This is a genomic window from Pseudomonas sp. EYE_354 (genome assembly GCF_023148575.1).
Taxonomy (GTDB): Bacteria; Pseudomonadota; Gammaproteobacteria; order Pseudomonadales; family Pseudomonadaceae; genus Aquipseudomonas.
Window position 1 is genome coordinate 225,295 of sequence record NZ_JAHXNQ010000003.1, and the last position, 13,342, is coordinate 238,636.

Genomic DNA, 13,342 nt, shown 5'->3' on the forward strand with positions numbered 1-13,342 from the left:
ATGAGGCCCGCATGAGTGACATCCTCGCAGACAGCTTAGACGGCGTAGAACGCCGGTCGCTGGCTGACTTCACCGAAAGTGCCTACCTCAACTACTCCATGTACGTGATCATGGACCGTGCCTTGCCGCATATCGGCGACGGCCTCAAGCCCGTGCAGCGGCGCATCATCTACGCCATGAGTGAGTTGGGCCTGGACGCCGATTCCAAGCACAAGAAGTCGGCGCGTACCGTCGGTGACGTTCTGGGCAAGTTCCACCCCCACGGCGACTCGGCGTGCTACGAAGCCATGGTGCTGATGGCCCAGCCATTCAGTTACCGCTACACGCTGGTGGACGGCCAGGGTAACTGGGGTGCGCCGGACGATCCCAAGTCGTTTGCCGCGATGCGATACACCGAGGCGCGGTTGTCGCGTTACTCAGAGGTGCTGCTCAGCGAATTGGGGCAGGGCACTGCCGACTGGGGGCCGAACTTCGACGGCACTCTCGACGAGCCCCTGGTGTTGCCGGCGCGTTTACCGAATATCCTGCTCAATGGCACCACCGGGATCGCGGTCGGCATGGCCACCGATGTGCCGCCGCATAACCTGCGCGAAGTCGCAACGGCCTGCGTGCGCTTGCTCGATGAGCCCAAGGCCACGGTCGAGCAGCTCTGTGAGCATATCCAGGGCCCGGATTACCCGACCGAAGCGGAAATCATCACGCCACGCGCTGACCTGCTGAAGATGTACGAGACCGGCAAGGGTTCTGTGCGCATGCGCGCCGTATACCACATCGAAGACGGCGACATTATCGTCACCGCGCTGCCGCACCAGGTGTCCGGTGCCAAGGTGTTGGAACAGATCGCCGCGCTGATGCAGGCCAAGCCGTCGAAATTGCCGCAGGTTGCCGACCTGCGTGACGAGTCCGACCACGAAAACCCCTGCCGCATTGTGATCATCCCCACCAATAGCCGGGTCGATCACGAAGTCCTCATGCAGCATCTGTTCGCCAGCACCGACCTGGAGTCCAGCTACCGGGTCAACATCAATATCATTGGCCTGGATGGCAAGCCGCAGCTGAAAAACCTGCGCAACCTGCTGGTGGAATGGCTCGAGTTCCGGGTGCGGACCGTTCGTCGTCGCCTGCAATTCCGCTTGGACAAGGTCGAGCGCCGCCTGCACCTGTTGGACGGTTTGCTGATCGCCTACCTCAACCTGGATGAAGTGATCCACATCATCCGCACCGCCGAGCACCCGAAAGCCGAACTGATCGCGCGTTTCGAGCTGAGCGAGATCCAGGCTGACTACATCCTCGACACTCGCTTGCGCCAATTGGCGCGACTGGAAGAAATGAAGCTGCGCGACGAACAGGACGCGCTGCTCAAGGAACAAGCCAAGCTGCAAGCCCTGCTGGGCAGCGAAACCAAGCTGAAAAAGCTGGTACGCAGCGAGCTGATCAAAGATGCCGAAACTTATGGCGATGACCGCCGTTCGCCGATTGTCCAGCGTGCCGAAGCCAAGGCCCTGACAGAAACCGAACTGTTGCCTAACGAGAAAATTACCGTCGTTCTGTCGGAAAAGGGTTGGGTTCGTTCCGCCAAAGGGCATGATATTGACGCCACTGGCTTGTCGTACAAGGCTGGCGATGGTTTCAAGACCGCCGCAGCCGGGCGTTCCAACCAGTTTGCAGTGTTTATTGACTCTACGGGGCGCAGCTATTCGGTGCCGGCGCACACCTTGCCGTCCGCTCGGGGGCAGGGCGAGCCGTTGACCGGGCGTCTGACGCCGCCGCCGGGGGCGAATTTCGAGTGTGTGTTGCTGCCCGATGATGACTCGCTGTACGTGATTGCCTCGGATGCGGGGTACGGGTTCGTGGTCAAGGGTGAAGACCTGCAGGCCAAGAACAAGGCGGGTAAGGCGCTGTTGAGCCTGCCGAACAACGCCAAGGTGATCCTGCCGCGACCGGTGGATGACCGCGAGAGCAACTGGCTGGCCTCGGTGACCACCGAGGGGCGCCTGTTGGTGTTCAAGATCAGCGATTTGCCGCAGTTGGGCAAAGGTAAGGGCAACAAGATTATTGGTATTCCAGGGGAGCGGGTGGCCAGTCGCGAAGAGTATGTGACCGACATCGCGGTAATCCCGGAAGGCGCTACATTGGTACTTCAGGCCGGTAAACGCACGCTGTCGCTGCGGCCTGACGACCTGGAGCACTACAAGGGCGAGCGTGGTCGGCGGGGTAACAAGCTGCCACGTGGCTTCCAGCGCGTCGATGCATTGCTGGTTGAAGCGCCCGTTTAACGCGGTTTAGAGGGCTCGATCTACGATTTAACGCGTAGATCGGCGCTTTCGCGCTGGAGTCATGGCGCATATTCACGGATGATATGGCCTTTCCAGCGCCGGCGTGGCCGAGCGTGTTTAGGTTATTTTTAGTATTACATTGTGGTTCGCCTTGTGGCAGCCACCTGGATGGGATGATGACTGCTCCACGCCTTCCTTTTATTTTCATGCTCGCTGGCCTTTTGGGGCTGGCGGGTTGCAGCACACACCAACCTGTGTCGCTGTACCAGTTGGACAGCGGAAGTCCGGCTCAACCCGCACAGGCCGCCGGTATGGCTGTGTTGCTGGGGCCCGTGGTCGTCGCTGACTACCTGCAACGCGAAACCCTGCTGCAACGTCAGAATGACGGCAGCCTGCAAGGTGCCACCGATGGTCGTTGGGCGGGCAGCCTGTCTTCCGACATCAACCAACTGATGTTGCGCCAGGTGGCCGGTCAATTGGACAGCCAGCGGGTGGTCCTCTCGCCTGCGCCTGCGGGTTTCATCCCGGATGTGCAGGTCTTGCTGACCATTACCCGGCTCGACTCCGGTACGTCGCAGCCAGCGATCCTTGATGCGCAATGGCGCCTGATCGACCGCCGTGGTCAGGTGCGTGACAACCGTATCGTGCACTTGCAGGAAGAGCACGCCGGCACCACCGCCTCCCAGGTTCAGGCCCAGGGCGTGTTGTTGCAGCAGTTGGCGCAGCAGTTGTCGGTGGCGCTCAAGCCATTGGCCAACCAACCGCCTATTGCCGAGGCCCCGCGCAAGCAGAGTGCTCCGGCACAGACCAAGCCTGCCGAACCGCAGCGTCCCAAGATGCCGATGGCCACGCCGATCCGCACGGATATGGAAGTGTTCAGGTTCTGATCCGAATCGCGCACAAACAAAAGGCCCGCTTACTCAGCGGGCCTTTTGTTTGTGCGCGATTTACTTGAAGCCTGTGGCGATCCAATTGGGGGAGGGGGCAAGCTCCCTCCCACATTCCACATGGACCTGGCGGTGTGCTTCAGGGCTTGGCGCGTGTCTCATGCATCCGCGCCAGTTGCCGCTCCAGCATCGACGGATACGGCTCCATCAGCCGTTCTACGCAACTTGCGCCCTCAGGGCTGGCAATCGGGCGGATACGTGCGCGCTGGCGGATCAAGGTGTCTTCGCTGATCTTGCGCTCCACCAGCAGCAGGTTGCGGCTGTGTTGAGACAGCGCCAGGGCGTCCTGGGCGATCTCGGTCAGCAGCAGATCGATCTGGCTCATGCCAAACAGGTCGTCACCCACCGTCAAGCCAAGCTGCAGTTGCAAGGTAATGCCGCTGTCGGCCACTTCAATCTGCAGCGCGTGGCCCAGGGCACGCAGTAACTCGCCGCAGCAGATGGCGTTGGTCAGGTAGTCCTCGCCGCTGTCCTCGCTGTGGAACAGCATTAATGTGCTGCCATCGTTGAGGGTGTGCAGTTCGCTCTGGTACAGCGAAGCGGCCTGGTCGAGGCAATCACGGTAGCGCTCGAGCAGCTCAGTCAGGCGTGCGCGAGGCAGGCGCCGCAATTGGTCCTGAGCGCCCAGTTGCACGGCCAGTACGGCGCTGTGCTGGGGCTCGGCGTTCCTGACCGGCACGGCTTTAGGTGCGACAGCCGGGCTGTTGGTCGAAGTGTCGCGCAGGTCGGCGAAGGGGTCTTCGTCATCCAGCTCGTCTTCTTCGGCCCTGATGACCTTGCGGGTTGCAGGCTTGAGGCCGGCAACCGGGGCGCTCTCGTCGAAGCCAGGTTCACGCAGGTCACGCACTTCAAATTCGGGGGCATCGTCGTCGTCGGTGTCGTCGTATTCCGGCTCGGGCTCAACCACGCGTACCTGCGGCTCCGGGGCGAAGCTGGCGTGCAGTTGGCGGGCGAGGTCGCCGATTTCGTCCTGACGATCGGTGGCCGGGGTGTGTTCGTCGATGTCCCGCAGCCAGATGCGCAGTTGCATCAACGGCGTGGAGATATGCCGACCCAGGCGCAGGCTCAAGGCCAGCGCCAGTGCCAGGAGGATCGCACTGAGAATGCCCATGCTTTGCAGGCTGATGGTCATCGGCTGCTGAAACTGTTGCATGTCCAGGCTGATGCGCAACTGGCCGGCCTTTACGTCCTGAAAGGTAATGTTGCTCTGGTACAGGCCTTCGGCTTCACCCAGCAGGCCGTTTTTCGGGCGTTGCCCGGCTTCGGCCATGATCCGGTTGTCCACGCTGTAGATGGCGGCGTGGGCCACCAGCGGGTTCTTGGTCAGGTTATTGAGCAGCACGTTGAGGCTGAGGATGTCGTTGGACACCAACAGCTCGGTCGCCGACGTGGCGGTCTGGGTGGTCAAGCTCTCGCCCAGGGCGTCGGCTTGCTCGTGCATGGCCTGTTTGAACTGCAAACCCATGACGCAGGCATAGATCACCAGGGCCAGGGCGACCAGGATCACGTTATGGCTGGCGATGCGTAATGCGATCGGTACACGGCGGTGGCGCAGTGCCCGGAAGATCAGCAGGAAGAAGTTATCGGTTTTTACTGGCGTGGGCCGGTTCACTTGCGCTCGGCTCTCGGTCCGTGAAGTTGACGCGCAGTATAGCGACAGGCCCAAGACCGGCAAAGCGCTGGCTGTGCCCGATGGTCACTGAAAGTGGGTAGAATGCGGTTTTTTTCCAGCCTGGGGGTGCGCCTTGCGCGAAATTGTCCTGATAAACATCACCGGTGTTGACCGTCCGGGTCTCACCGCCGCCATTACCGGTGTTCTGGCCCAGGGTGGTGTGAACATTCTCGACATTGGCCAGGCAGTGATTCACGACACCCTGTCGTTCGGCATCCTTGTGGAAATTCCGAGCACCGAGCAGGCCTCGTCCGTGCTCAAGGACATCCTGTTTACGGCGTACAAGCTCGACCAGCAGGTGCGTTTCACTCCGGTGTCCGAAGAGGACTACCAGCACTGGGTGGCTGGCCAGGGCAAGAAACGCCACATCGTGACGCTGTTGACCCGCAAGGTTACCGCCGAACAATTGCAGCGTGTCAGCTCGATCACCGCGCACTACGGTTTGAACATCGACCATATCGACCGTCTGTCGGGGCGCATGCCGTTGGACACGCCGGCTGACCAGGGCAAGGGTTGCATCGAGTTCTCCGTGCGCGGCGAACCGGCCGACCCGCAGGCCCTGCGCGCCGAGTTTCTCAGCGTTGCCCAGGAACTGAATGTCGACATCGCGTTCCAGGAAGACTCGCTGTTCCGTCGTAACCGTCGCCTCGCGGTATTCGATATGGACTCCACCCTGATTGAAGCCGAAGTGATCGACGAACTGGCCAAGGCCGCCGGCGTGGGCGAGCAGGTGTCCGCGATCACCGAACGTGCCATGGCCGGTGAGCTGGATTTCCGCGCCAGTTTCAAAGAGCGTCTGGCGCTGCTCAAAGGCCTGGATGTGAGCGTGCTGGATTCCATCGGCGCGTCCCTGCGCCTGACCGAAGGCGCCGAAACCCTGTTCGCCGAGCTCAAGCGCCTGGGTTACAAAACCGCGATCCTATCCGGTGGCTTTACCTACTTTGCCAAGCAGTTGCAGGCCAAGCTGGGCATCGACTACGTGTTCGCCAACGAGCTGGAAGTGGTGGATGGCAAGGTGACCGGCGTGGCGGTCGAGCCGATTGTCGACGCACAACGCAAGGCGGATTTGCTCAAGGAACTGGCCCACAAGGAAGGTTTGCGTCTGGAGCAGACCATTGCGGTCGGCGACGGGGCGAATGACTTGCCGATGCTGGCGATTGCCGGGCTGGGGGTGGCGTTCCGTGCCAAGCCGCTGGTCAAGCAGTCGGCAAAGCAGGCGATTTCAACGCTGGGGCTGGATGGGGTGTTGTATCTGTTGGGCTTTCGCGACCGCGACGGTCAGCTGTAATTGAAAAAATGTGGGAGGGGGATTGCCCCCTCTCACATTTGGGTCTTTGCAGACCTGGAATCAGGCTTTCGGCAGTGCGATGCCCTGGCCCATCTGCACTGGCGCACCCGCTACCAGCTCTTCAGCCCACTTCACCTGATCCGGCCCGAACAGCACGATCGCGGTCGAACCTAGCTTGAAGCGGCCCAGTTCGGCGCCTTTTTCCAAGTGAATCGGTGCACGAGCGGCTTCGTCGTAGCGGAAGGTTTTCAGCTCGCGCTTCGGTGGTGTCACCAGGCCGGCCCACACGGTTTCAATCGACGCGACAATCATCGCCCCCACCAACACCACGGCCATCGGGCCGCGTTCGGTGTCGAACAGGCAGACAACACGCTCATTACGTGCAAACAGTTCCGGTACGTTTTCGGCGGTGGTCTGGTTGACCGAGAAGATCCGGCCGGGCACGTAGACCATTTCGCGCAGGGTGCCAGCCAGTGGCATGTGCACGCGGTGGTAGTCCTTCGGCGACAGGTAGATGGTGGCGAAGTCGCCGCCCATGAACGGTGCCGCGACCGCCGCATCGCCGCCCAGCAATTCCAGCACGCTGAAGCTGTGGCCCTTGGCCTGGAACACTCGGCCGTGCTCGATTGGACCCAGTTGGCTGACCGCGCCATCGGCGGGGCTCAGCACCGCGCCTGGGGTCTGGTCCATCGGCCGCGCGCCGTCTTTGAGAGCACGGGTGAAGAAGGCGTTGAAGTGCTCGTAAGCGGTCACGTCTTCAACCAGTGCCTGGGACATGTCCACTTGATAGCGCTTGGCGAACCAGGTGGTGAACGCGTTCTTGAACCAGCGCACACGGCATTCGGCAATGCAGCCTGCCAGGCGCGACAGCAAGTGGTGCGGCAGCAAGTATTGGCTGAGGATAAACAACTGCTTTTTCATAACTGTCCTTAAACCTTAAATCTCAACGGGGGTGTCGGGGTGGTTGCCCCATTCGCCCCAGGAACCGGCATAACCTTTGACTCGCGGATAACCGAGCGCCTTGGCCACCAGGTAGGTGAAGCCAGAGCGGTGGTGAGTCTGGCAGTGGGTGATGATTTCTTTATCGCGGGTCAGCCCGAGGTCTTCGAGGATCTGCGGCATGTCGCGGCGAATACGCAGGTTACGCGCCTTGTCCATGCCGGCGGTCCACTCAAAGTTCACCGCGCCGGGAATGTGCCCGCCTTTGGTCGCGAGCACCTTCTGGCCGGAGTATTCCAGCGGACCGCGCGCATCCCAGATGCCCAGGTCGGCGGCGCCGAGGCGGCTTTGCAGGTATTCGCGGGTGGCAGTAGGGCCATCGTGCAGTGTGAGGCTGACCGGGCCGCCGACGGTAGCGGGCACCTCGGTGGAAACCGGATGCTCACCCTCCAGCCAGGCCAGCAGGCCGCCGTCGAGGTAGTGATATTTCGGGTGGCCGATCACGTCGAGCATCCAGATAAAGCGCCCGGCCCAGCCACCGCCTTCGTCGTCGTACACCACGTAGGTGGCATCTGGGGTGTGGCCGATTTCACCGAACAGTTTTTCCAGGTCTGCCTGGTGGGGCAGCAGTCCGGGTGCCGGCGCCTGGCCCAATTGGGTGCGCTTGGGGTCAACGAAATGCGCGCCGGGGATATGCCCTTCGGCGTAGCGGGCGGCACTGGTGAGGTCCACCACAATCAGGTGTTCGGCATCCAGGCGACTCAGCAGGTCGGCAGATTCGATCACCAGCGGCAAGCCAGAGAAGTCAGGCATGTGAGGTCTCCTGGGCACAAATGTTGGCGATAAAGGACGGCGATTGTAGCGCAAGCATCAGACGCTGCGGTTGGTAAAGCTGTGCAGCGCTTTCTCGATGCACTGGGCGGTTTTGCCGAAGGCTTGCACGGTGGTTTCCGAGAACGGCCCACCGCCCTGGTCGGCAACCATCACCATCACCACGCGACCGTTGCAGCTCATGGAGCGCAACAACAGGTGTTCACCATTGAACAGGCGACGCAGGATCGGCGGCAGCAAGGCTGAGAACTGTGCGTGGTTGTCGGGTGTGAGGCGCACCTGAGCGGATTTCTCCAGCAGGCGCTGCAGCAGCGTGCTGTTGACCACGTCGAGGCTCAGGTTGGTGGCGTCTTTGGGCAGGCCGTCGGCCTGGTGTACGCGCAAGGTGCTCAGGGCGCGATCGGCCATGAACAACAGGACCCGCTGCATGCCACTGGCGACCAGGGCTTCCTTGGCGCAGGTGGTCAAATGCATGGCGTTGGCGAAGCGGCTCGGCTCTTCCAGCAGTTCGGTGCAGCGGTTGCGCCAGACCGCGAGGGCTTCGGCAGTGGGGGGCGGTGCGGGCAGCAAGCCTCGATGGACCTTTTGCACATGCCACGGCCAGATCAGCGACAGCGCCGGGTGCCAGAGGTCGGGCATCAGGGTAGTGCGAGCGCTGGTGACGGCTTGCTGGTGAGATTGTTGCTGCACCTCAGCCAGCGATTGCTGCAAATACAGGGCGGTCAGGTACTGCCAGCGCTGGGTGTGCGGGCAGGTCCAGGACTCCTGGGCCGACATCGCCAGGCCGTTGGCCAGCAGCACGGTATTGGCCGGCTGGTTCAGCCAGCGGCGCAGGTTGGGTTCCGCATCGAGCAATTGCTGGTGGCGCAACGGGTCGTCTTCGCGGGCGATATGCAGCGCCCTGACCAGCAAACGTTGCTCGTTCAACAGCAGGGTGTAGCCCTGGGAAACCCAGATCGGCAAATGCCAGGCTTCGGTCAGGCCGAGGCACAGGTCCAGCAGGCGCACGCCGAACAAGGCCTGCTCGACCTTGCGCGCCGGCTCGCCTTTGTGGATCACGCGCAGCTCCCACTCTTCAAGAAGCTTGGGGTACGCAACGGCCATCGGCCACAGCGGCGACAAAAACAGCAGGCTGCCCCAGTGGATGTCTTGCCACAGCCGTGCGAGGCGGCTGCCGAACAAGCCGTTGGCTTGTTGCGACGCATGCTGGCTCACCAGCAACAACTGGCGCAACGCAACGGGAATCTCCTGGGCAGGCACCGAGGGCAGGCGCGCCAGCAGTTCTTCAGCGCGCTTGAGGCCCAGGCGATTAAGCGCCACTTCGAGGTTTTCCGCAGGTTCGGCCAGGCTGCCATGGGTATGGCTGTTGGCTTCGCGCATCACGCTGAGCACCAGCGCCGGGCTGTCTTGCATCAGCTCGGCAATATCTCGCAACGAACTGCGGCTGTCGCGGATTGCCTTGCACACACGGTCGTGGCTGGCCTGGGGAACAGGCAGCGGCACATCGTCCAGGCGCTTGATCCAAGCGGCCAGAGAAGTGGGTTTTGCAGTTGGGACTGTCGTTTCATTAGCCATGATTGGGGCGCGATCATCACTTGCGGTCAACACGCCCGGAGTGGGCCGAACTGGCTTTTCGCCTTAACGGGCTATAGTCTGGCGCAGTTTTGCCGATAAGTAGAACAAGAGTTTTTCAGTTCCCCCAAATATGTCCATGAACCCGACGGCGCAAGTACTCATCTCCTATGGCTAAAATTATCGGCATCATCGTCGTCTTCGCGAGCGTGCTCGGCGGGTACGTCCTGTCCCACGGTAAAATTGCGGCACTGATTCAGCCTTTCGAGGTGATGATTATTGGTGGTGCGGCACTGGGTGCCTTTTTGCAGGCCAACCCTGGCTACATGACCATGCACGTGATCAAGAAGTCGTTGGCCATGTTCGGTTCACGCTTCACCCACACTTTCTACCTGGAAGTGCTGGGCCTGGTGTACGAGATCCTCAACAAGAGCCGCCGCGAAGGCATGATGGCGATTGAGGCCGACATCGAAGACGCTGCGGCCAGCCCGATTTTCGCCAAGTACCCGGCCGTGCTCAAAGACGAGCGCATGACCGCCTACATCTGCGATTACCTGCGCATCATGTCCTCCGGCAACATGGCCCCTCACGAGCTGGAAGGCCTGTTCGACATGGAGTTGTTCAGCCTCAAGGAAGAGCTGGAGCACCCGTCCCATGCCGTAACTGGCGTCGCCGACGGCATGCCAGGTTTCGGTATCGTCGCGGCGGTACTGGGTATCGTGGTGACCATGGCTTCTCTGGGCGAAGGTGACCAGGCCGCGATCGGCATGCACGTAGGTGCGGCGCTGGTGGGTACCTTCTTCGGTATTCTCGCGGCGTACGGCTTCTTCGGCCCGCTGGCGACCTCCCTGGCCCACGATGCCAAGGAAGAAATTAACCTGTACGAGTCGATCAAGGCCAGCCTGGTGGCGTCCGCGTCCGGCATGCCGCCGTCGCTGGCAGTGGAATTTGGTCGCAAAGTGCTGTACCCCAAGCACCGCCCAAGTTTCGCCGAGCTGGAACAAGCGGTTCGCGGTCGCTAAGTCATGGAAAACAACCAGCCGATAATCATCAAGCGCGTCAAGCGCTTCGCTGCGGGGCACCATGGCGGCGCCTGGAAAATCGCCTTCGCCGACTTTGCGACGGCGATGATGGCGTTCTTCCTGGTGTTGTGGCTGATGTCCACCGCCACGCCCGAACAGAAAATCGCCATCGCCGGTTACTTCAAAGACCCGATTGGCTTTTCCGAAAGCGGCACGCCTTTTGTGATCGACCTGGGCGGCTCGCCGCAGTTGGCGCCTGAGCGCACCATCAACCCCGAGGTCAAGACTGAAGCACCACAGGAAAAAATCCCGATCGAGCGCGACACGGTCGAGGCCATGGCCGAGCAGGTCGAGCAGGAACGCCTGGAATTGCTGCTGCAGGAGTTGCAGAACAAGGTCGAGGAGAACCCGCAGTTGCTCAAGTTCAAGGACCAGATTTCGTTCGAAATCACGCCCGAAGGCTTGCGCATCCAGATCACCGATGCCGCCAACCGGCCGATGTTCGACTCTGGCAGCGCGCGCTTGAAGCCGTACTTTGAAGACATCCTGCTGGCCATGGCCGACACCATCAAGACGGTGCCGAACAAGATCAGTATCAGTGGTCATACTGACGCCAAACCGTATGCAGGCCAGGGCGATTTCGGCAACTGGGAGCTGTCGGCCAACCGCGCCAACGCTGCACGCCGTGCACTGGTGGCCGGCAGCTACCCGGATCCGCAAGTCGCGCGGGTAGTGGGTTTCGCCTCATCGCAGTTGTTTGATCACAAAGACCCGTTCAACCCGGCCAACCGGCGCATCGACATTGTCGTGCTGACCAAAAAGGCCCAGCGCGCGATTGAAGGTGACCAGCCGCCAGCGCAACCGACCCCAGGTGCCGGTGCGCCAGGCGAAGTGCCGGCCGACCCGAACGCGATCCCGCCGGGTCAGGAACCATTGCCGGCCCACGAACTGCGTCAGAAGTTGAATCTGTTTGATGATGGTGGGGTGAAAGACCCTACGGCACCTAAGGCGGGTTCCTAAGGTGCTCTGATGGAAGGGTTGGTTGTGGTGAGCGGGCAACCCGCTCGCCACAGGCCATCTATGCAGTTTAGTAACTGCTCTCAGGCAAGCTCGCAATAATCGACCGATAGCTGTTCATCCGCTGCTGCTGCACACGGCCGTCTTCCAGCGCCTTGAGCAACGCACACCCCGGCTCGCGGTCGTGTTTGCAGTCGCGGAAGCGGCACGTGCCGATCAGGTCGTTGAACTCGATGAAACCCGCTTCCACATCGCTGCGGCTCACGTGGCCCAGGCCGAATTCGCGAATACCAGGGGAGTCAATCAGCTCACCGCCGCCTGGGAAGTGGAACAACCGTGCGGTGGTGGTGGTGTGGGTGCCCTGGCCGGACAGCTCCGACAGCGGGCCTACACGGGTGTCGACCTCAGGCAGCAAGCTGTTGACCAGCGATGACTTGCCCACGCCGGACTGGCCGACAAACACGCTGATGCGCCCGTCCAACTGCTGTTGCAGCTGTTCCATGCCATTGCCGTGATGGGCGGAGACTTCCAGCACTGGGTAACCCAGGGTGCGGTAGACCGCCAGCAGCGCGTTGAGCGCCGGCGCGTTCTGTTCGTCGATCAAGTCGAATTTGTTCAGCAGCAACAGCGGGCGAATGCCGGCATGCTCGGCTGCCACCAGGTAGCGGTCGATCAAGTTGGCATGGGGCTCGGGCAGCGGCGCGAACACGATCACGATCATGTCGACGTTGGCCGCGACCGGCTTGAGTTGGCCACGGCTGTCGGGGCGGCGCAGTTCGGTGGTGCGCGGCAACTGGGCGACGATCACGCCGATGCCCTGGTTGCCGGCACGCCAGACCACCTTGTCGCCGGTGACCAGCGCAGGCAGGTTGGCGCGTAAGTGGCAGCGGGAAACGGAGCCGGCGAGCTCGCCTTCCAGCGCCTCGACTTCGACCTGCACACCAAAGTGCGCGATCACCAGGCCTGTCTGCTCGGGGCCCAGGTCGCCGCCCTCGAGCGCTTCCACGGCGGAGGACTCACGTTTGGCGGCGCGTGCGGCGCGCTCACCTTGAATCTTTTCGATGCGCCAGTTTTGGCGACGATTGAGCTGGCGTTTGGCCATTGGTGTTCCGTGTCGATAATGCAAAGGTTGGGTGAAACGGTCGCGAGTCTAGCACGCCCCCGCCTGCTAAACTGCGCAGCTACGCCAAGGTGCCAAGAGAATCAAGCCATGCAAAACCCACAGAACCTGATTTGGATCGATCTGGAAATGACCGGTCTGAACCCCGACACCGATGTCATCATCGAGATGGCGACGATTGTCACCGACAGTAATCTCAATACCTTGGCCGAAGGTCCGGTGATCGCCATCCACCACAGCGATGCCGTGCTCGCCACCATGGATGAGTGGAACACCCGCACCCACGGCAACTCCGGCCTGACCCAGCGCGTACGCGACAGCCGCATCAGCATGGCCGAGGCCGAGGCCCAAACCATCGCCTTCCTGGAAAAATGGGTGCCCAAGGGCAAGTCGCCGATCTGCGGCAACAGCATTTGTCAGGATCGTCGCTTTCTCTATACCCACATGAAGGGGTTGGAGAGCTACTTCCACTACCGCAATCTGGACGTGTCCACGCTCAAAGAGCTGGCGGCGCGCTGGGCCCCGGAAGTCAAAGACAGCTTCCATAAAGGCAGCACTCACCTGGCATTGGACGATATCCGCGAGTCGATCGCCGAGCTGCAGCATTACCGCAAGCATTTCATCAAGGCATGACGCGCGCCTTCTTAATGAGCGGCCT

11 protein-coding genes are annotated in these 13,342 nt (G+C 61.5%); 6 read left to right on the forward strand and 5 right to left on the reverse strand.

Annotated features, from left to right (window positions below):
- Positions 1-11: 11 nt before the first annotated feature.
- Positions 12-2,276: a DNA topoisomerase IV subunit A gene (parC, locus tag KZX66_RS05650; protein WP_248077396.1), complete on the forward strand. Its 2,265-nt coding sequence runs from the start codon at positions 12-14 to the stop codon at positions 2,274-2,276.
- A 176-nt stretch (positions 2,277-2,452) separates the two neighbouring features.
- Entirely contained in the window at positions 2,453-3,163 is a 711-nt protein-coding gene (locus KZX66_RS05655; protein ID WP_248077400.1) for an ABC-type transport auxiliary lipoprotein family protein, read from the forward strand.
- A 139-nt stretch (positions 3,164-3,302) separates the two neighbouring features.
- Here the strand turns inward: KZX66_RS05655 and KZX66_RS05660 are convergent, their stop codons facing one another.
- Positions 3,303-4,835, reverse strand: coding sequence for an AhpA/YtjB family protein (locus KZX66_RS05660; RefSeq protein ID WP_248077403.1), 1,533 nt, complete (start codon positions 4,833-4,835; stop codon positions 3,303-3,305).
- Between the two features lie 133 nt (positions 4,836-4,968).
- On the opposite strand from KZX66_RS05660, the gene serB reads away from it, so the two are divergent.
- Positions 4,969-6,183 carry a phosphoserine phosphatase SerB gene (gene serB / locus KZX66_RS05665; RefSeq protein WP_248077406.1) on the forward strand — a complete coding sequence of 405 codons (1,215 nt, stop codon included), beginning with the start codon at positions 4,969-4,971 and terminating at the stop codon, positions 6,181-6,183.
- A 60-nt stretch (positions 6,184-6,243) separates the two neighbouring features.
- Here the strand turns inward: serB and asd are convergent, their stop codons facing one another.
- From asd to KZX66_RS05680, 3 genes are read right to left on the reverse strand one after another with little or no spacing between them, the layout of a single operon-like run.
- On the reverse strand, positions 6,244-7,104 hold the full coding sequence (gene asd, locus KZX66_RS05670; protein WP_248077408.1) for an archaetidylserine decarboxylase: 861 nt from the start codon (positions 7,102-7,104) through the stop codon (positions 6,244-6,246).
- A gap of 15 nt (positions 7,105-7,119) precedes the next feature.
- A complete protein-coding gene (locus tag KZX66_RS05675) occupies positions 7,120-7,935 on the reverse strand; it encodes a rhodanese-like domain-containing protein (protein ID WP_248077410.1) in 816 nt (271 codons plus the stop codon).
- Between the two features lie 57 nt (positions 7,936-7,992).
- Positions 7,993-9,528 (reverse strand): HDOD domain-containing protein, encoded by a 1,536-nt coding sequence (locus KZX66_RS05680; RefSeq protein ID WP_248077413.1) that lies wholly within the window; start codon positions 9,526-9,528, stop codon positions 7,993-7,995.
- Between the two features lie 167 nt (positions 9,529-9,695).
- Between KZX66_RS05680 and motA the strand changes: the two genes are divergently transcribed.
- Entirely contained in the window at positions 9,696-10,547 is an 852-nt protein-coding gene (motA, locus tag KZX66_RS05685; protein WP_017526429.1) for a flagellar motor stator protein MotA, read from the forward strand.
- 3 nt (positions 10,548-10,550) lie between these two features.
- A complete protein-coding gene (motB, locus tag KZX66_RS05690) occupies positions 10,551-11,567 on the forward strand; it encodes a flagellar motor protein MotB (protein ID WP_248077416.1) in 1,017 nt (338 codons plus the stop codon).
- A 67-nt stretch (positions 11,568-11,634) separates the two neighbouring features.
- Here the strand turns inward: motB and rsgA are convergent, their stop codons facing one another.
- Positions 11,635-12,666 carry a small ribosomal subunit biogenesis GTPase RsgA gene (gene rsgA, locus KZX66_RS05695; protein ID WP_003171340.1) on the reverse strand — a complete coding sequence of 344 codons (1,032 nt, stop codon included), beginning with the start codon at positions 12,664-12,666 and terminating at the stop codon, positions 11,635-11,637.
- A gap of 108 nt (positions 12,667-12,774) precedes the next feature.
- Between rsgA and orn the strand changes: the two genes are divergently transcribed.
- Positions 12,775-13,317, forward strand: a complete 543-nt coding sequence (gene orn, locus KZX66_RS05700; RefSeq protein WP_003188046.1) for an oligoribonuclease — start codon at positions 12,775-12,777, stop codon at positions 13,315-13,317.
- Positions 13,318-13,342 lie beyond the last annotated feature (25 nt).